Origin of the sequence: Baaleninema simplex PCC 7105 (genome assembly GCF_000332355.1) — a bacterium.
GTDB lineage: Bacteria > Cyanobacteriota > Cyanobacteriia > Cyanobacteriales > Geitlerinemataceae > Baaleninema > Baaleninema simplex.
On sequence record NZ_KB235958.1, the window covers coordinates 2,934,118 to 2,953,204 of the forward strand.

A 19,087-nucleotide genomic window follows, 5' to 3' on the forward strand; every position below is an offset into this window, starting at 1 on the left:
CTACCAATATCTTCAACGAAACTTCCGAAACATTGAGAAATTAATTGAGAAAGGAGCGAGCCTAGAATGCTTAAGCCGAAGGCAATACAGGAATTTATTAGTCTCCAGTGAAATTACCCGTCAACAGCAGTGGATGTGGTCAAAATCATAAAAAATAAAATCGAAAAATCGCATCGTCAGTTTAACACAACCTCATCTCCGTCCAATCGTCAGAGGCAAGGCAGCAAGTCCTACGGAATTCGGGGCTAAGTTATCAGTCAGTTGTGTAGAAGGATATGTATTTCTCGAAAAAATTAGTTGGGATAATTATAATGAAAGTGGAGATTTAATCTCGCAAGTCGAAGCTTACAAAGACTATATGGGAGTTTACCCCTCATCGGTTCACGCCGATCGAATTTATCGAACCCGAGCTAATCGAGCTTGGTGTAAAGAAAGAGGAATTCGTCTCAGCGGACCGCCTTTAGGAAGACCTCCTAAAAACCTCAGCCGAGAAGCCAAAAAACAAGCCCAGGAAGATGAGCGCATTCGTAATGCAATCGAGGGGAAATTTGGACAAGCCAAAAGAAGATTCAGCTTAAGTCGTGTTATGGCTAAACTGCCTAATACTTCGGAAACCTCCATCGCTCTGACCTTTTTAGTGATGAACCTGGTGAAGCTGCTGAGGCAGTTTTACTGTCTTTTTTTGTGTCAATTTTTCCCAAACTTCATAATTTTGTCGAGAAATATTATTGTAACTTATAAAGTGGACGAGTTAAGTCAATTCAGATTTATACCTTGAGTAAGACGGCTTCTTGTTCATTTTCCACCCCCAGCTTTTGATAACTTTTTCAGCAAACCCTAAATACAGTTGCAGGAAATCCGAACGCTGTTGAAGCCATCGCCAGAAGTTATCGAAATCCAGGTGATAGCCGTCGTAACTGTAAGTGACGCCGCGAAACCGAGGAACCTCGGATACCGGAGACACGATCGCCTTCCCGCGACTGAGGTAGTATGCTACATAGCTTTTTAACACGGCCGTCGGCGACGCCTCTACCGTCGGTTGTCGCCTCGGTGACGAAACGGGTTCCGGCGGAGAAACCCCATCCATCTCGAGAACGTCGGTGGTGCGAGTCTCGAGAGAAAACGTCTCGATTTCCCGAATGCAGGTGAGCTGTTCGAGCTGTTCGTGAGCGGCTTTTAAGGCTTGATAGCATCGTTCGCGATCAATGTCGCTCGCCACCTGCTCCGCCAACAACACCGTCGTATCGATTTGCGATTGCGTCCAGCGATGGGGGATAAAACACTGATGCGCCATCAACAACCCCCATAGCCTCGGTATGGGATATTCCTCCGTCGCCGGGAGCAAAATCGGAACCGCGAGTTTGGCGCTCACTTCAAAAAAGCACTCTAAAATTTTCGTCGGACAGCGATCGAGATCGACAGCAGATAAATCCTCGATCGCCTGAACGTTTCCTACGTGAAATTGCGTAATTTCCTCGGGGCTAAAAAATCGACCTAAGCGACATTTCAACATCGATTTGCGACCGGGGGCAAGTGCTTCGGCGATGACGACTGCTTCGCGATCGCGACGAATTTGGCAGACGAGCGTGCGATCGACGCGTAGAATTTTACGTAGCCCGATCGAAATTTCTTTTAATGTTTTGTTTAGATTTTGCGTCAAGCCCCAATTTGAACGGTTCGATCCCCCGAACTCGCGTGTTCGACTGTTGTTAACCTCGAATTTCTTCGGTTTCGATAGGGTTGAAGGCGATCGCTCTTGGGATAACGTCTCAGGAGACGCCGTGGAAAATCGCATAGTATCGTGGAGTCCGTAAGGCACTTCCTGATGGCAACGCGGACAAAACCAATACGGTTTTCCAGCTCGGACATAGCACAATAACGGATAAGAACAGCTCGGACATAAATATTTACTCATGGTTGGCATCTCGAGCAAACGACGTTATCTTTAGGGATGATGACGGCTACGTCATTTCCCTTATGCTGAATTTTCTATTTTTTCTATCTTTATAAGTATAAAAAAATGTGAGACTTGAGAGTGTTTTTTTATATTAAGAATTTACAGGATTTCTTGACGACTTTCTCCAATACCCTGTCTCAGTTTCAAAAAACGTTTCCATCACTGACCCGGTTCGCCTGCGATCGCCCCCACCCCAAACCCAGGCCGGAGTGAGATTTAAACAACCAGATCGTTGCTTAAACAAACAGGCGATCGAGCGTTCGCTAACTGTAAATAAATGTAAACAAATATTTCAGTTTTTCTATCAAATTGTTTCAGATAGCCCAGGTTTACTAAGTTCCGTCAACATTTTTTGGTACAAACACCTATATGCCGACTTTCTCCGCAACCATCTCAGTCTTGGTTTAGAACACGCCGATACGAAGGAGCTACACTGTATGTTCACTCACGTCAAGCCCACCGTTCGCCACATCGAGCCAGACGATCTCAGGGGGCGTTCGTTGGTCAAGGTGGTCTATGTCGTGCTGGAGTCCCAGTATCAAAGTGCCTTGTCGTCCGCCGTCCGCTCGATCGACGCCAACAATCCCAACCTGGCGATCGAAATCAGCGGCTACCTCATCGAAGAACTACGAGATCCCGAAAACTACGAAAACTTCAAAAAAGACGTAGCCGACGCCAACATCTTCATCGCCTCGCTAATTTTCATCGAAGACCTGGCCGAAAAAGTCGTCGCCGCCGTCGAACCCGTCCGCGACAAACTGGACGCCGCCGTAGTTTTCCCGTCCATGCCAGAAGTCATGCGCCTGAACAAACTGGGCAGCTTCTCCATGGCGCAACTGGGACAATCCAAAAGCGCGATCGCCCAATTCATGCGTAAGCGCAAAGAACAATCCGGTGCCTCCTTCCAAGACGGGATGCTCAAACTCCTGCGAACCCTGCCAAAAGTCCTCAAATATATGCCCGTGGACAAAGCCCAGGACGCTCGCAGCTTCATGCTAAGCTTCCAATACTGGCTCGGTGGGTCTCCCGAAAACCTGGAAAACTTCCTGTTGATGCTGGCAGACAAATACGTCTACCCCGATCGCCAACTCAACGGAAACGCCAACTACGCCGATCCCGTCGTCTACCCCGACATGGGCATTTGGCATCCCCTCGCCCCGCAAATGTACGAGGATGTCAAAGAATACCTCAACTGGTACGGAACCCGCAGCGACGTTAACGACGACTATAAAGATCCCCTCGTCCCCACCGTCGGCTTAGTTCTGCAACGGACGCACCTCGTCACCGGAGACGACGCCCACTACGTCGCGATGGTACAAGAACTCGAATCCCTCGGCGCACGGGTGATTCCCGTATTCTCCGGCGGACTCGACTTTTCCCAACCCGTCGATAAATACTTCTGGGAACAAGGCACTAGCGATACCCCGAACAACAAGCCCCTCGTCGATGTGGTCATCTCCCTGACCGGCTTCGCCCTCGTCGGCGGCCCGGCCCGACAAGACCACCCGAAAGCGATCGACTCCCTCAAACGCCTCAACCGTCCCTATATGGTGGCGTTGCCCCTGGTGTTCCAAACCACCGAAGAGTGGGAAGATAGCGATTTGGGCTTGCACCCGATTCAAGTGGCCCTGCAAATCGCCATTCCCGAACTCGACGGGGCGATCGAACCCATTATCCTCTCCGGTCGCGACGGCAACACCGGAAAAGCCCACGCCATGCAGGATCGCATCGAAGCGATCGCCAAACGAGCCATGAAATGGGCCAACCTGCGACGCAAACCCAAACTGCACAAAAAAGTCGCCATCACCATCTTCAGCTTCCCCCCCGACAAAGGGAACGTGGGAACCGCCGCCTACTTAGACGTATTCGGCAGCATTCACGAAGTCGCCGTCGCCCTCAAACGCAACGGCTACGACGTCGCCGATCTCCCCGACAGTCCCCAAGAACTGATGGAAGCGGTCATCCACGACGCGACCGCCCAATACGCCAGTCCCGAACTGAACGTGGCCTACCGGATGCCGGTCAACGAGTACGAAAAACTCACCCCCTATTCCGAACGCCTCGAAGAAAACTGGGGGCCGCCGCCGGGGAACCTCAACAGCGACGGTCAAAACCTGCTGGTGTACGGAAAAGAATTCGGAAACCTCTTCATCGGCGTTCAACCGACGTTTGGCTACGAAGGCGACCCCATGCGCCTGCTGTTTAGCCGTTCTGCGAGTCCTCACCACGGTTTCGCGGCGTATTACACCTATCTCGAACAGCTTTGGAACGCCGACGCCGTTCTCCACTTCGGAACCCACGGTTCGCTGGAGTTCATGCCCGGTAAACAAATGGGGATGTCCGGCAGTTGCTACCCCGACAGCCTCATCGGGAACATTCCCAACTTGTACTACTACGCCGCCAACAACCCCAGTGAAGCGACCATCGCCAAACGCCGCAGCTACGCCGAAACCATCTCTTACCTGACGCCACCTGCCGAAAATGCGGGATTGTACAAAGGCTTGAAAGAACTCGGCGAACTGGTGGGGTCTTACCAAACCCTCAAAGACAGCGGACGGGGCATTCCCATCGTCAACACCATCGTTGAAAAAGCCCGGATGGTGAATTTGGACAAAGACATCGATTTACCCGAAGTCGATGCCAAAGACATGACCCAAGACCAACGGGATACTATCGTCGGCTTGGTGTACAAGCAATTGATGGAAATTGAGTCGCGGTTGTTGCCCTGCGGGTTGCACGTTATCGGGAAACCGCCGACGGCGGAGGAAGCGATCGCAACGTTGGTCAACATCGCCAGTATCGATCGCGAAGAAGAAGGCATTATGGGACTGCCCAGTCTCTTAGCCCAAAGTATCGATCGCAACATCCAAGACATCTACAGCAACAACGACAAAGGGGTTCTCGAAGATGTCGAGTTGAACCAAAAAATCGTCGAAGCCACTCGGGTCTGCGTGTCGGCGATGGTAGCGGAGAAAACGGGCGAAGACGGACGGATTCGCCTTAACAACATCGGCGGTTGGCTGCAACGCATCATCAAAGACGAACCTTGGTACGAAGCCCTCAAAGAAGCAGGATTCCACCGGGTTGATAAAGAACAACTCGACAAACTCATCGAGTATCTGAACTTCTGTCTCAAACAGGTTTGCGCCGATAACGAACTCGGTTCCTTGCTGAAAGCCCTCGAAGGGGAGTACGTGCTTCCCGGCCCCGGCGGCGACCCGATTCGCAACCCGGATGTCTTACCCACGGGTAAAAACATTCACGCCCTCGACCCGCAAGCGATTCCCACGGCGGCGGCGGTACAAGCGGCTAAAATCGTGGTCGATCGCCTCATCGAACGTCAGCGTCAAGAAAACGGCAACGAGTACCCCGAAACCATCGCCTGCGTCCTCTGGGGAACGGACAACATCAAGACCTACGGCGAATCCCTAGCACAGATTATGTGGATGGTGGGGGTCAAACCGGTTCCCGACGCCCTGGGACGGGTGAACAAACTCGACTTGATTCCTCTCGAAGAGTTGGGTCGTCCTCGCATCGATGTCGTCGTCAACTGTTCCGGCGTGTTCCGCGACCTGTTTGTGAATCAAATGGCGTTGTTAGACAAAGCCATCAAAATGGCGGCGGAAGCGGACGAACCCGAAGAGATGAACTTCGTTCGCAAACACGCTATCAAACAAGCCGAAGAGATGGGGGTAAACCTGCGTCAAGCGGCCACGCGGGTCTTCTCCAACGCTTCCGGGTCTTACGCCGCCAACGTCAACTTAGCGGTGGAAAACAGCACTTGGGAAGAAGAAGCGGAACTTCAGGAAATGTACCTGACCCGCAAATCTTTCGCCTTCAACGCGGACAATCCGGGGATGATGCAGCAAGACCGCAAGGTGTTCGAGTCGGCGTTGTCCACAGCCGATGCGACCTTCCAGAATTTGGATTCTTCGGAAATCAGCTTGACGGACGTGTCGCACTACTTTGATTCCGATCCGACGAAGGTGGTCTCGAAGTTGCGGAAAGACGGTAAGAAACCGAATTCCTACATCGCCGATACAACGACGGCGAACGCCCAAGTGCGATCGCTCTCGGAAACGGTACGTCTGGACGCCCGGACGAAGATGTTGAATCCGAAGTGGTACGAGGGTATGTTGTCCCACGGCTACGAAGGGGTTCGCGAGTTGTCGAAACGCCTGGTGAATACGATGGGTTGGTCGGCGACGGCGGGGGCTGTAGACAACTGGGTTTACGAGGACGCCAACGATACCTTCATCAAGGATGAGGAGATGCAGAAGCGTCTGATGAACCTCAACCCCCATTCCTTCCGCAAGATGGTCGGGACACTGTTGGAAGTCAACGGTCGCGGCTATTGGGAGACTTCCGAGGAGAATTTAGACCGCCTGCGGGAGTTGTATCAGGAGGTTGAAGACCGGATTGAAGGGATTGAGTAGGGGTTAGAACTCGATCGTTTCGACGTTCTTCGTTGTATCTGATTAGCTAACGAGAAAGGGGACATCCTTCAGTGGGTGTCCTCTTTTTTGTGAATGCTGTTCAATGGAAGCACGCGCTGTTTCTTGGGATACTTTCAGATGTTGAGTGCCGATGCTCTCAGTTTTCAAGAATTTATGAATCGTGAAGCCTTGCCGCTCGCAACACTACACAATGCGCTCCTAGAGATGCTACAGGGACGTAGTGATGTGGTGCTATTCGGAGCGCAGGCGGTGAATGCGTATGTAGGTGAGCCGCGAATGACGCAGGATATTGATGCGATCGCGACGGATGCGGCGGCGTTGGCGGAGGAGTTGAAGACTTTTTTGAGCGATCGCTTTTTTATCGCGGTTCGGGTTCGTGTGGTGAAGGGTGGAATTGGTTATCGTTTAGATCGAGTGCAGAAGGGTGGAAATCGCCATTTGATGGATATTCGTCAGGTGGAGGTGTTGCCGGAGAGCCAGGAGATTGAGGGGATTCGGGTGATGGCTCCGGTGGAGTTGGTGGCGAGTAAGGTGGTGGCGTATTTTCGGCGGCGGGGTAAGCCGAAGGCGGGGACGGATTGGCGGGATTTGGCGATGTTGTTGTTGCGGTTTCCAGAGTTGAAGGTGGAGCGTGGGATCGTTTGGGAGCGGTTGGTTGAGATGGAGGTGGATGAGGGGGTGTTTGAGTTGTGGCGGGAGGTTGTGGAGACGGCGATCGAGGTTGAGGATGAGGATGAGGATTTTTAAGTGCGGCTCTCATCGTGTACTATCAGATATTGAAAATGATGCTTGAACGCCTCGCGGCTACTGGGAGACAAGCGATGAGAATATCGAGCGTTTGCAGGAGTTGTATGAGGAGGTTGAGAATCGGATTGAAGGGGTTGAATAACTTCCCTCCATAGCCTGAAGATCTCAATCTCATAGCCCCTTTCTTTTAGGAAGGATTTTTTTGATTTTTGTAAATATATTTTAAGAAGATCCAAATCTTGAAGACCCTGATGCTACCGTAGTGGGCAGATTTATAATTCTTGCATCCTAAATACTATGACAGAATCAAACTCAATAGAGAAAGTGTCCTCAAATGAGTTGGCGAATGACAGTCAAGTTTTTACCTCATACCTAAGTCAGTTTGGATTGCCAGTAGATAACATCATTGCATCAACAGAACAGAGAAATATACTTGGACAGAATATTCCTACTTTTCTAAACTCCTTGTCGCAAGAGAGTAAACAAGATGCAAGATATCTATCCAAATTTGTCTGCGCTTCATCTATTGGTCTCTTCGATGCATCTCTGAATTACTTGTGGAATGAGGTTGTACTTAATTTAAGGAAGAAAGCAGTTACTTATGGAGTTGATATATTTTTTGACGCAGCTGTTGGCGGAAGAAATAGAGAAGACTTTGAGAATGAAGATGATTTAGGTGGTTTGAAAGATATCGTCTTGTTAGATACTTGTAAGAAATTGGAGCTGGTATCTGATATTGTTCATTGTAAGCTCAATTTCATTATGACAATGAGGAATGAAATTGCAGCTTCTCATCCTAACGTTGAAGCTATAAAAAGTTTTGAACTTCTTGGCTATCTAGAAATTTGTGTTAAAGAAGTCTTAGAAGACCAACTCTCTCCATCTGCAATTCAAATAGGGGCTTTGGTTCACAATCTAAGAAATGAGTCTAGAGTCTTGGATCAAAGAGCTATCCATAGTATGGAGGCAGGACTTAAGAATCTGTCTGTCTCTCATGTGGACAATTTACTAGCAACAGTTTTTGGGATTTTTGTCGCGTCTAATACTTCACAGAATGTGCGTCTCAATGTGTCGAAAATTGCACCGCAAGTTTGGAAATATGCGTCTGAGAGAGCGAGGCTAAATACTGGGGTAAAGCTTGATGGATATCGCACAAACCTACATCAAGAAAAGATGGAGCGAGGTGTTGATTTCTTAAGGCTAGTTGATGGACTGGAATATGAAACTCTTCAGGCTAAAGTGATTGCCATAAATTACCTAGCAGAGCAGCTAAAAGAGAAGCATGAAGAATGGGATAACTTTCATAATGAGCCTCCTGTAATGAGGGATATTCTTCAGTACTGTAAGTCTTCCTCTGATATTCCTGGTGAAGTTCTAGGTAAGCTAATTGAGGTTGTAATTCAGTGTCGAGTTGGCAATGGAGTTTCGTATAAAAATGGTGTCAGTCCATCAGGAAAGCCCTTATATAATCAGTTTCTATCTATTCTTGATGATGCCGGGGTTGAGGTTTTGATAAAGTCCTTATTTGCTTCATCGGTCAAATCAAGATTATCTATAGAAAGATGTCGTGTAAACTTGCGCGATGCGCTTGTACTATTAAAATCTAGAGTGATTTCAGAGAGACTATCTAATGCATTGCAGATTCTGATCGATGAAAAAGCTAACGTTCATCGCGTGGCAATTAATCGCGATTTTCGCGAATTGACATCGACATTTATCGAGTGGCCTCCCATCTCTAGAGAGTAGTCCTACCTCTCAACCTCGTGCCGATCGGCTCAACTGCGCGATCGCGACACCGCAACCTCTCCCCAAAGACGAACAAGACCCAATCGACTCAAGCAACAGCGGCAGCGACACCCGCTCCGACGCATCCAGAACCTCGATCGCAACAATCTGCCCCCGCTCCGTGTAGTCGATGACGAGCCCCGGAGCAGTCTCTTCACTCGCCCCGATCGCCCCAGTCTTTCTCACAATGAGGCATCCTGATGACAGGGTGTCCTTTTCTATGGAGGATTTTGTGGATATCCAGTACGTTTTGAATGGAATCGTCTTCGTCTGGAACAAGCAAAAAGCCCAGAGCAACCAGCAAAAGCAAGATGGCGTCACCTTCGAGCAAGCAGCAGAAGTCTTCTTCGATCCGTTTGTGAAGATCGTTGACGCAAGCCAGGAGCTTGAAGCACGAGAGGCCGCGATCGGCTTAGATTGTAAGTGGAACCTCTTGTTTGTCGTTCACGTAATTCGCGAAGACGAGCGAATTCGGATTATTTCAGCACGACGGGCAACCCGTCAGGAGCGCAAAGATTATGAAATTTGAAGACTTGAAACAGCGGTTGCGGCGCGATCGGGAGATGGTGTCGGTGACGCTAGAGATTCCGGCAGACGTACTGGCAGACTTAGAACGTCTTGCACCATTGCGCGAAGCTTCGGATGCTGTGGCGCTGATGCGAGCGTATATCGGACAGGGATTGCGTGAAGATCTAGAGAGTTGGAAAAGTTGCAACCCCAATTCTGGCGAACAAAACGCGACCGAACATTAATCGACTCAAGCGACAGCGGCAACGGCAACCGCTCCGACGCATCCAGAAACTCGATCGCAGCAATCTGCCCCTGCTCCGTGTAATCGATTCGCATCCTGACGGGCGATCGGCGCGATCGCGTCAACTTCCGAGTCGTGTAGGATGTTGCTTCAACCTTCCAGTCCCGAAGAAATAGGAATTGCTGCAAGACGCTTCAGGACTTGCAACACTCGAAACAGCTCGTTCTCATGCTTACGAATACTGAACTCATCCGAAAACGTATAGATAAATCTGTCTCCATCGGGAATTAGCTTCACAAACACAAAATTCGAGCCGTTCGTTAACAAACCATACATCGCCTGCTCCTTTACACTCGGATTCGATAGCAAATACGACAAAAGTTGCGCTCGCCCAACCTCCAAAGAAAAAGCCGCCTGCTTCGATTCGATCGCCAACACCCAAACGCGATCGAACAGCACCAAAACATCGAGAAATCCCGTAACCTTCAGCTCGCCATCCTCGCTGGTGATTTCCGTCGATGCCTCCGATTGAATCCGAAACGGCGGCAAAAAGAACCCCGCCATATCCAGCAAGGGAGAAAGTACGACGAGTTTCACCGTATTTTCGAGCAGCGGTGGGTAGCGCAACAAGTATGTGTAGCTGGTTTTGATGCGATCGCAGCGGTCTTTTTCTTCCTGGCTTAGCTCCGGAAGTTCAGATTGCCACTCGGGAAATATCGAGAGATCGTCTGAAAACTTCAGGCGAAAGCGTTCTTCTAACTCGCTCAGGGCAACTGTTCTAGCTGTTTGTGCTTGCATGGCAGGGAAAAACTAGCGAGATCGGATAAATTTCTACATGGCATCTACCGTTAGCTTAACCAAAAAAACTAGCGAGTCCGATCGACCACGCGATCGCAACACCGCAACCCCTCCCCAAAGACGAACAAAACACGATCGAACCCCAATCGACTCGAGCAACAGCGGCAACGGCAACCGCTCCGACGCATCCAAACTCTCGATCGCAACAATCTGCCCCTGCTCCGTGTAATCGATAATGATTCCCGGCGCAGCCTCTTCACTCGTCTCGATCGCATCCTGACTGAAGATCGGCGCGATCGTATCAATTCCTGAATCGTGGAGGATAGTCATTGGGCTTCAAGCCTCCCCACAAACGAACAAGGCGCGATTCATGGGGCATCCTGGAAACGGAACGCCCCTTTCGCGCGAATTCAGTAGGTGACGGTGGAAAACGACAACATCTTGGATGGCGACGACCTCCTCTTCGAGCTAAAAACACCGCTGGGATTTTCAGTGCGGACAACCACCCGCTACTGGAACCTAATCGTGACCGTCAAACATCCCGTGATGCGCGATCGGCTCGACGACGTGAAAGCAACTTTGTCTAACCCAGACGAGATTCGGCAGAGCCGCAGCGATCCTGCCGTTTGCCTGTTTTATCGTGACGACGGCGATCGACGGTGGCTCTGCGCGGTGACGAGGCGCTTAAATGGAGATGGATTTTTGATTACGGCGTACCGAACCAGTGCGCTGAAGGAAGGAGTGACGCTATGGCAGAAGTAAATACCGTCAGTACGTTAAAAGTATTTCACGATCGCCTGGGGCAAACTCTAACAGTTTGGTTTGGCAACCCAGAAGACGAATTCGAGGCCGAGGAGACCGGCGAGGAAGTGATTTTAATGAAAGATCGCGCGGGTCGGACGATTGGATTTGAAAAGTTGAACTTCGTGGCAGAAGAGTCGATGCCGTTGCAGATTCTCTTGGAGTCATTGCCAAATTAAACTGAGTGACGCAACCACGCGATCGCAACACCGCAACCCCTCCCCAAAGACGAACAAAACACGATCGAACCCCAATCGACTCGAGCAACAGCGGCAACGGCAACCGCTCCGACGCATCCAAACTCTCGATCGCAACAATCTGCCCCTGCTCCGTGTAATCGATGACGATCCCCGGAGCAGTCTCTTCACTCGTCTCGATCGCATCCTGACTGAAGATCGCCCCTCACCTAACGCCGAAAAATCTCGATCGCACCCCGCGATCGCTGAAAACACGCATCAAACTCCCGAAAAAAATTCGTCTGCCCCAAAATCAGCGGCACATCAGACACCCGCGCCCAAGCAAACGCCAAACGAACCGGCTCCAAATCCCCAACCTGCACGTTCACAAACGCCCCTCTCGCCTCAACCGCCGCAAGATTCCCCGCTAGCGGCAAACGAATTGTTTGCTTCTCCCAGACTATTCCCAACTGCACCCCCAACTCGTAGGGTAACAGGTTAACCGTAGACCCCGTATCCAGTAACGCATTTGCACCAGACAGAAACACCGGCATGATTCAACACGATCGAAATTCTGGGTAACTCCTCATGACTTGGAAACGGAAACTCTACCGTCCTAGGCATTGCCCGAAGCCTCGCGATCGTCCTCAATCATTTGCGTCAGGATACTAGCGGCCTCTGTAGAGTCGTACAGCGATAAAACCGGGTACTCAGGTGCAGAAAAGACCAATTGCAATTCAGCATCCGGGATATCCTTCGCCAGAAGCTTGAAGAGCAACAGCTTGTCAGACTGGCTCAGATCTTTCACGAGGGGAATTAATTCAGCAAGTGGCATATTTAGACTCCACTCTATGTTTTCTGCATTTTAAGCAATCGCCCCCACCAAATCGAAGCCCAAGCCGCGATCGCGCACCGAACCTCCCGAACGAGACCGCAACAACCGAGCGACTCAACCGCGCGATCGCCGCAACAGCACACAAACCCTACCGACAGGGAAATTAAATTATGGTTAATGCCTCATTGGAAGAACGCTTTGCCACCATTGAAACTGCGATCGCCCAGCTACGATAACAAAAAGGGTGCATCTCACTTTTGTAAAAATATAAGTCTGGAGTAGGTTGGGTGAAGCGATAGCGAAACCCAACAACAGCTCAATTCACTATAGAGACTCCGATCTGATAAATTGACATTTTTGAGATGCACCCATAACAAATCCTAGTTAACGTGAGTTTGGGGTAAGAAATGGGGATAAGTGGTAACGCACGGCTGACCCAACTCAGAGCGAGAGGGAAGGCTTCAATCGGAGCTGAGAAAATTTTCACCGCCAAAAAAGCTGGATGCAAAATCGCCGTTGAAATTAAAGGTTTTGACTCGAATGCATCTTAATGAGTGCAAAAACATCAGTTTTGGTTGGCAAAATCTCCGACTAGCATTTCCTGTATAAAATTCTCTACATCTCCAATGCTAATAATATAGAAATTGAGTGCGCTCAATTTGATAAATTTACAGTTTTGAGATACCCCCATTTTGTTAAGCATATCGAGTCAGATTTATAGTGAAAATTTACCACTTTACTGTTTGGTTCAAATTCCAAAACTTAGCCTTGGTATTGGGTCTTCGGAGTTTGTGGTTATAAATGTATACCATAATACAAAAAATTGAAAATTCGAGAGCCAAAACCCTTGAAATCTCGTGAAGTTAGTTTTTCTGTCACCCTAAACTCCGAAGAGCCTGGTATTTTGAAACCGTTCTTAAACTTTTTCTCGATCGGGGCAAATGCCAACCCGATCCGGTGACATCACGTCGTATTTCTCGATGCGCGGACAGTTCGATCGAGGCAAAGATCGATCGAACTCTGTAAATATTTTTCTGGAATGAAGAGTCTGTAAATTTAAAGGCGATCGCATAAGGTAAGATAGTGATGGCTTATTAAGTCGAGTGTGGAAATAATTGTTGCCAATAAAAGCTTGAAGTGTACGCGATGAGCCTCGATTCGTAAACTTGCCAGTGTTACATTTCCTTTTTGAATCGGCGAACTGCGATCGCTCCTTGGTTTGAAATGTGAGGAAGAGAGTAGAAGAACCATGCAGAAAATCTTAACCGTTGCTTGGCTGTCAATATCAATGTCGATCGCCCTGGAGTCCTTCCCGTCGGGGAAACTGGCGCTGAGTCAAAGTGTTTCGCCCCGTTCCGATTGGACGTTTGCCGATTGGTGCGAAAACCGAGAGCGTCTGACAACCGAAGCCAGACATACTGTAGACGTGCTGTTGGAAAAAGCGGAAACGCAAGAGTGCGATCGGGCTGAGAAAAACCTGACTAAACTGACAGAGCTTGAGCTTAACTTCGCTCGAATCAGGAATGTTTCGCCGTTGGCCGGGTTGACCAATCTAAGAAAGCTTGAGCTTAGCTTCAATCAAATCGTGGATGTTTCACCGTTGGCCGGTTTGACTCATCTGACATCGCTTGAGCTTAATGGGAATCAAATCGTGGATGTTTCACCGTTGGCCGGTTTGACTCATCTGACATCGCTTGAGCTCGGTGTGAATCAGATCGTGGAGGTCTCATCGTTAGCAGGGTTGACCAATCTGACAACGCTTTGGCTCGATCGGAATCAAATCGTGGAGGTCTCATCGTTAGCGGGGTTGACCAATCTGACAACGCTTTGGCTTAGTGTGAATCAGATCGTGGAGATCTCATCGTTAGCAGGGTTGACCAATCTGACAACGCTTTGGCTTAGTGAGAATCAAATCGAGGAGGTTTCGCCGTTGGCCGGGTTGACCAATCTGACATCGCTTGCGCTTGGTGGGAATCAAATCGAGGAGGTTTCGCCGTTGGCCGGGTTGACCAATTTGACAGAGCTTGTGCTTAGGAGAAATCAAATTGCAGATGTTTCGCCATTGGCGGATTTGACTAATCTGACAACGCTTTGGCTCAATGGGAATCAAATCGTAGATGTCTCGCCGTTGGCCGGGTTGACCAATCTGATAGGGCTTGTGCTTGAGGAGAATCAAATCGAGGAGGTTTCGCCGTTGGCCGGGTTGACCAATTTGGAACGGCTTTTGCTTGAGGATAATCAAATCGTGGAGGTTTCGCCGTTGGCGGGGTTGACCAATTTGGAACGGCTTCGGCTTAGTAGTAATCAAATCGAGGAGGTTTCGCCGCTGGCGGGTTTGACCAATTTGGAACGGCTTTCGCTCGATGAGAATCAAATCGAGGAGGTTTCGCCGCTGGCGGGTTTGACCAATCTGACAGAGCTTGTGCTTAGTGTGAATCAAATCGAGGATCTCTCGCCGCTAGGGGGTTTGGCGAATCTGGAAGAGCTTTACCTGAATGGGAATCAAATCGAGGATCTCGCGTCGCTGGCCGGGTTGACCAATCTCAGAGAGCTTGGGCTGGGTAGGAATCAAATTGAAGATGTTTCGCCCTTGGCCGGGTTGGCCAATCTCAGAGGGCTTGGGCTTTTTGAGAATCCAATCGAGGATCTCTTGCCGTTGGCGGGTTTGACTAGTCTAGAAGAGCTTTACCTGAATAGGAATCCAATTGAGGATCTCGCGCCGTTGGCCGGGTTGACCAATCTCAGAGAGCTTTACCTTTGGAACAATAAAATCGAGGATCTCGCACCGTTGGCGGGGTTAACCAATCTCAGAGAGCTTGAGCTTAGTGGAAATCAAATTGAGAATGTGTCGCCCTTGGCCGGGTTGACCAATCTCAGAGGGCTTGGACTTGAATTCAATCAAATTGCGGAGGTTTCACCGTTGGTGGGGTTGACCAATCTCAGAGAGCTTTGGCTTAGTGGAAATCAAATTGAGAACGTGTCGCCCTTGGCCGGGTTGACCAATCTCAGAGGGCTTGGACTTGAATTCAATCAAATTGTGGAGGTTTCACCGTTGGCGGGGTTGACCAATCTCAGAGAGCTTGGACTTGAATTCAATCAAATTGTGGAGGTTGCTCCGTTGGCGGGGTTGACCAATTTGACAGAGCTTTGGCTTAGTGGAAATCAAATCGTGGATGTTTCGCCATTAGACAGTCTAACCAAGTTGGAAAACCTCGGACTTGCCGACAATCCGATCGAACATCGCGCTTGCCCCGTACAGCCCGAAAGCATCTGTCGTTTCTAACCCGAAAATGTCGCCACGCCCGCGAATTCTATGCCCGAGATTAACCCGCGCGATCGCCCCCAAAATTTCTAACCCACTGCGCGATCGCTCCCTGGTTTGAAATGTGAGGAAGAGAGTAGAAGAACCATGCAGAAAATCTTAACCGTTGCTTGGCTGTCAATATCAATGTCGATCGCCCTGGAGTCGTTCCCGTCAGGGAAACTGGCACTGAGCCAAAACGTTTCGCCCCGTTCCGATTGGACGTTTGCTGATTGGTGCGAAAACCGAGAGAATCTGACAACCGAAGCCAGACATACTGTAGACGTGCTGTTGGAGAAAGCCAGAACGCAGGAGTGCGATCGGGCTGAGGAGAACCTGACCAAACTGACAGAGCTTTGGCTTAGTGGGAATCAAATCGAGGATGTCTCGCCGTTGGCGGAGTTGACCAATCTGACCGAGCTTGGGCTTAGTAGCAATCAAATCGTGGATGTTTCACCCTTGGCGGAGTTGACCCATCTGACCGAGCTTGCGCTTAGTGGGAATGAAATCGTGGATGTCTCACCGTTGGCGGGGTTGACCAATTTGACAGAGCTTGCGCTTAGTGGGAATGAAATCGTGGATGTCTCACCGTTGGCGGGGTTGACCAATTTGACAGAGCTTTGGCTTAGTGAGAATGAAATCGTGGATGTTTCGCCGTTGGCCGGGTTGACTAACCTGGAATGGCTTTGGCTTGGTGGGAATCCAATTACGGATGTTTCGCCGTTGGCGGGGTTGACTAACCTGGAACGGCTTGCGCTTAGTGGGAATGAAATTGCGGATGTTTCGCCGTTGGCGGGGTTGACCAATTTGACAGAGCTTTGGCTTAGTGAGAATGAAATCGTGGATGTTTCGCCGTTGGCGGGGTTGACTAACCTGGAATGGCTTGCGCTTAGTGAGAATGAAATTGCGGATGTTTCGCCGTTGGCGGGGTTGACTAACCTGGAATGGCTTTGGCTTAGTGGGAATCAAATTGAGGATGTCTCGCTGTTGGCGAGTTTGACCAATTTGAGAGGGCTTGAGCTTGGATTCAATGAAATTGAGGATGTTTCGCCGTTGGCGGGGTTGACTCACCTGGAATGGCTTCGGCTTAGTGGAAATCAAATTAAGGAGATCTCGCCGTTGGCGGGTTTGACCAATCTGACAGGGCTTGAGCTTGATGAGAATCAAATTGAGGATGTCTCGCTGTTGGCGAGTTTGACCAATTTGGGAGGGCTTAACCTTGAATTCAATGAAATTGAGGATGTTTCGCCGTTGGCCGGGTTGACCAATCTGATAGATCTTTTGCTTAGTGGAAATCAAATTAAGGAGATCTCGCCGTTGGCCGGGTTGACCAATCTGGAATGGCTTCGGCTTAATGACAATCGAATAGTGCAGATCTCGCCGTTGTCCGGGTTGACTAATCTAAAACAGCTTGGGCTTTATGAGAATCAAATCGAGGATGTTTCGCCGTTAAGCCCTCTGACCAATTTGCAAAGCCTCGACCTCCGCGACAATCCGATCGAACATCGCACCTGTCCCGTGCAGCCCGAAAGCATCTGTCGGTTTTAAACTGAAAAGTTGTCAAACTCCGACCCATAGAATTTGTCGGAGTATCAAAACCCTTTGCAGGACAGTGAAGTACGCAGAGATGAGTTTGGGGTAGATTGGAGAGAACGATCGCGAAACTCCACAACCGATCGATCGCATACGGAAACCCCAATCTAATAAATTGACGTTTTTGAGATGCACTCGATCGGAACTTATACAGAGTCGTTCGATAAAATTCGGTTTCTCATTCTGACCCTAACCTGACGGGAGATCTGCCCTCGAAACTGAATTTCTGCATCAGTCCTCACAAAAAAACTCCCCCCGGAACGAGGGGAGAGAGGAGAACATCACATGGCTTAAATCTTAAAAGAGGTACTGAACTGGCATCTACACGCCGAATTCAGACTTGAGTTGAACGACCCACTTTTGAATCCGTTCTTCGGTGAGGTCGTCTTGATTGTCGTCGTCTAATGCAAGTCCGATAAACTTACCATTTTTAACGGCTTTAGACTCACTGAAATCGTAGCCGTCAACCGGCCATTGTCCGACAGTTTGTCCGCCAAGACTGGAAACTTTTTCTTCTAGAATTCCCATAGCATCTTGGAAGTTGTCAGCATAGCCGATTTGATCGCCGACGCCGAAATAAGCGACTTTCTTACCGCTTAAATCTAGATCGTCTAACTCGTCAAAACAACCTTCCCAGTCGCTTTGAAGTTCCCCAATATTCCAGGTAGGAGAACCGAGAATCAAACAGTCGTATTCTTCAAGTTCGCTGAGATCGGCATCGGCAATGTTTTGGAGTTCTACGACATCGTCACCTCCAAATTCGGCTTGAATGGCTTCGGCTGCGGTTTCGGTATTTCCTGTTGTCGAACCGTAAAAAAGTCCAATTTTGGCCATAGTTTTTTCGGTTAAGCTGCGCTCGAGGTTGAGTTTGAGTTAAATTCGATCGCAATTTCCTAAAACCCCCAAGATTTAATCAACGGTATTCCAACACCTGGCTTTAAAATCTCGAAAAGGGAATTTGGTTAAGTTGTGAAATTACGATCGCTCAGAAAAAAGTGATATGACGATTCGGTGGAGAGAGCCTTTTTTTCGAGTATTGGTTTTATCGAAATTTTAGGCTGTCTGAAATCGGGAAGATACGTTGAATCGTCATATCGTCGAGAGGTTTTTACTGTTTATACTTTAATCAATTTAGGAATTTTTGTCAACTAAATAATCGAGAATTTTTATTAATTATAATATTTATTTTTTAAATAAAAAAACACAAAGAAACCCAGGATCGATAAATTCGATCCTGGTATTTGAAAACCCGAACGTGACAACTAAAAGCACTCGTTCACAGGCTTGAGAGAGGATAACAATGTCAGTTCAAAACTAAGCCTTTACGTGCGTCAAAAAAATTGAAAGTTACATAAGACATCACCTCCTTTGCTGCGATCGCACGACGCAAACTTACAAACCGTTTTGCATTAACATCAAAACCGCACTGAGGCGATCGAGCAGCAAATAAGCAAAGATCGCACCGCCGACGCCACCGATAAGAAATCCACCGACAAACTGACTCCAGCCATCGCGACTTTGCAACGCGATCGGAATCGCCGGAACTGTCGCCGCCGCAACCGCCGATCCTTGGGACTCGTTCTTAGAAAACGTCACCGTTCCGTAACTCGACATGGCGACGGTTAAAATTGCCAAAAGTGCGATCGCCGACATCAACCCGACAACATTAGCCGCTTCCGTTTCCCGAACCGGATTCAACACCGCAAACGGCCCCACCAAAAAATAGCCGTGAGCCATGCCAATTTCCAAACCGCGAGAAATCGGCGAAATCCCCGAACGATAAATCGGCAAATTCCGTAAAAACGTCAGCGTTGCATCCGAACGATTCACGATGGTCGATAAATTTCCCGCCTCGGGATTTCCCCCATAGGGCGCAACCATACTTC

Annotated in this window: 17 protein-coding genes and 2 pseudogenes; 10 read left to right on the top strand and 9 right to left on the bottom strand. The window is 49.2% G+C overall.

Features of this window, described 5'->3' with window-relative positions:
- Positions 1–688 (top strand): annotated as a pseudogene (locus GEI7105_RS34980) (transposase); the annotation flags it as partial.
- A gap of 63 nt (positions 689–751) precedes the next feature.
- Here the strand turns inward: GEI7105_RS34980 and GEI7105_RS39070 are convergent.
- Positions 752–1,915, bottom strand: coding sequence for a GAF domain-containing protein (locus tag GEI7105_RS39070; RefSeq protein WP_192816702.1), 1,164 nt, complete (start codon positions 1,913–1,915; stop codon positions 752–754).
- Between the two features lie 479 nt (positions 1,916–2,394).
- Between GEI7105_RS39070 and GEI7105_RS0115080 the strand changes: the two genes are divergently transcribed.
- The 3 genes from GEI7105_RS0115080 (at position 2,395) to GEI7105_RS0115090 (ending at position 8,907) form a co-directional block, all read left to right on the top strand.
- Positions 2,395–6,393, top strand: a complete 3,999-nt coding sequence (locus tag GEI7105_RS0115080; RefSeq protein WP_026097683.1) for a magnesium chelatase subunit H — start codon at positions 2,395–2,397, stop codon at positions 6,391–6,393.
- 225 nt (positions 6,394–6,618) lie between these two features.
- On the top strand, positions 6,619–7,161 hold the full coding sequence (locus GEI7105_RS0115085; protein ID WP_218959073.1) for a nucleotidyl transferase AbiEii/AbiGii toxin family protein: 543 nt from the start codon (positions 6,619–6,621) through the stop codon (positions 7,159–7,161).
- A gap of 297 nt (positions 7,162–7,458) precedes the next feature.
- Positions 7,459–8,907 carry a hypothetical protein gene (locus GEI7105_RS0115090; protein ID WP_017661277.1) on the top strand — a complete coding sequence of 483 codons (1,449 nt, stop codon included), beginning with the start codon at positions 7,459–7,461 and terminating at the stop codon, positions 8,905–8,907.
- Between the two features lie 9 nt (positions 8,908–8,916).
- On the opposite strand, the gene GEI7105_RS40775 is transcribed toward GEI7105_RS0115090, so the two are convergent.
- On the bottom strand, positions 8,917–9,267 hold the full coding sequence (locus GEI7105_RS40775) for a DUF2283 domain-containing protein (protein ID WP_083862452.1): 351 nt from the start codon (positions 9,265–9,267) through the stop codon (positions 8,917–8,919).
- Here GEI7105_RS40775 and GEI7105_RS0115095 point away from each other — a divergent pair.
- Together GEI7105_RS0115095 and GEI7105_RS30740 are read left to right on the top strand one after the other, a co-directional pair.
- Positions 9,179–9,475, top strand: a complete 297-nt coding sequence (locus GEI7105_RS0115095) for a BrnT family toxin (protein ID WP_026097686.1) — start codon at positions 9,179–9,181, stop codon at positions 9,473–9,475. The genes GEI7105_RS40775 and GEI7105_RS0115095 overlap by 89 nt on opposite strands.
- On the top strand, positions 9,465–9,698 hold the full coding sequence (locus GEI7105_RS30740; protein ID WP_017661279.1) for a hypothetical protein: 234 nt from the start codon (positions 9,465–9,467) through the stop codon (positions 9,696–9,698). The genes GEI7105_RS0115095 and GEI7105_RS30740 overlap by 11 nt, the downstream gene beginning before the upstream one ends.
- Positions 9,699–9,847: 149 nt before the next feature.
- Here the strand turns inward: GEI7105_RS30740 and GEI7105_RS0115105 are convergent, their stop codons facing one another.
- The gene (locus GEI7105_RS0115105) at positions 9,848–10,495 is read right to left on the bottom strand and encodes a hypothetical protein (RefSeq protein ID WP_017661280.1); all 648 of its coding nucleotides are present in this window, start codon (positions 10,493–10,495) and stop codon (positions 9,848–9,850) included.
- Between the two features lie 33 nt (positions 10,496–10,528).
- Positions 10,529–10,825: a DUF2283 domain-containing protein gene (locus GEI7105_RS33570; protein ID WP_017661281.1), complete on the bottom strand. Its 297-nt coding sequence runs from the start codon at positions 10,823–10,825 to the stop codon at positions 10,529–10,531.
- Between the two features lie 93 nt (positions 10,826–10,918).
- On the opposite strand from GEI7105_RS33570, the gene GEI7105_RS39955 reads away from it, so the two are divergent.
- The gene (locus GEI7105_RS39955; protein ID WP_245555419.1) at positions 10,919–11,257 is read left to right on the top strand and encodes a DUF4258 domain-containing protein; all 339 of its coding nucleotides are present in this window, start codon (positions 10,919–10,921) and stop codon (positions 11,255–11,257) included.
- Positions 11,245–11,475 (top strand): DUF2283 domain-containing protein, encoded by a 231-nt coding sequence (locus GEI7105_RS0115120; RefSeq protein WP_017661283.1) that lies wholly within the window; start codon positions 11,245–11,247, stop codon positions 11,473–11,475. Before GEI7105_RS39955 ends, GEI7105_RS0115120 begins: the two co-directional genes overlap by 13 nt.
- Positions 11,476–11,596: 121 nt before the next feature.
- Here the strand turns inward: GEI7105_RS0115120 and GEI7105_RS41055 are convergent.
- The 3 genes and pseudogenes from GEI7105_RS41055 to GEI7105_RS0115130 all read right to left on the bottom strand — a co-directional run.
- Positions 11,597–11,692: pseudogene (locus GEI7105_RS41055) on the bottom strand (DUF2283 domain-containing protein); the annotation flags it as partial.
- Positions 11,693–11,702: 10 nt separating this feature from the next.
- Positions 11,703–12,026, bottom strand: coding sequence for an aspartyl protease family protein (locus GEI7105_RS30750; protein WP_017661284.1), 324 nt, complete (start codon positions 12,024–12,026; stop codon positions 11,703–11,705).
- Positions 12,027–12,088: 62 nt separating this feature from the next.
- Positions 12,089–12,307, bottom strand: coding sequence for a hypothetical protein (locus GEI7105_RS0115130; protein WP_017661285.1), 219 nt, complete (start codon positions 12,305–12,307; stop codon positions 12,089–12,091).
- Positions 12,308–13,739: 1,432 nt separating this feature from the next.
- Between GEI7105_RS0115130 and GEI7105_RS30755 the strand changes: the two genes are divergently transcribed.
- Together GEI7105_RS30755 and GEI7105_RS0115155 are read left to right on the top strand one after the other, a co-directional pair.
- Positions 13,740–15,590, top strand: a complete 1,851-nt coding sequence (locus GEI7105_RS30755; protein ID WP_245555420.1) for a leucine-rich repeat domain-containing protein — start codon at positions 13,740–13,742, stop codon at positions 15,588–15,590.
- A gap of 126 nt (positions 15,591–15,716) precedes the next feature.
- A complete protein-coding gene (locus GEI7105_RS0115155; protein ID WP_071592075.1) occupies positions 15,717–17,156 on the top strand; it encodes a leucine-rich repeat domain-containing protein in 1,440 nt (479 codons plus the stop codon).
- Between the two features lie 366 nt (positions 17,157–17,522).
- Here GEI7105_RS0115155 and fldA read toward each other — a convergent pair whose 3' ends face one another.
- Together fldA and GEI7105_RS41265 are read right to left on the bottom strand one after the other, a co-directional pair.
- On the bottom strand, positions 17,523–18,035 hold the full coding sequence (fldA, locus tag GEI7105_RS0115160) for a flavodoxin FldA (protein ID WP_017661291.1): 513 nt from the start codon (positions 18,033–18,035) through the stop codon (positions 17,523–17,525).
- Between the two features lie 558 nt (positions 18,036–18,593).
- The gene (locus GEI7105_RS41265) at positions 18,594–19,082 is read right to left on the bottom strand and encodes a photosystem I reaction center subunit XI (RefSeq protein WP_245555464.1); all 489 of its coding nucleotides are present in this window, start codon (positions 19,080–19,082) and stop codon (positions 18,594–18,596) included.
- Positions 19,083–19,087: the final 5 nt, after the last annotated feature.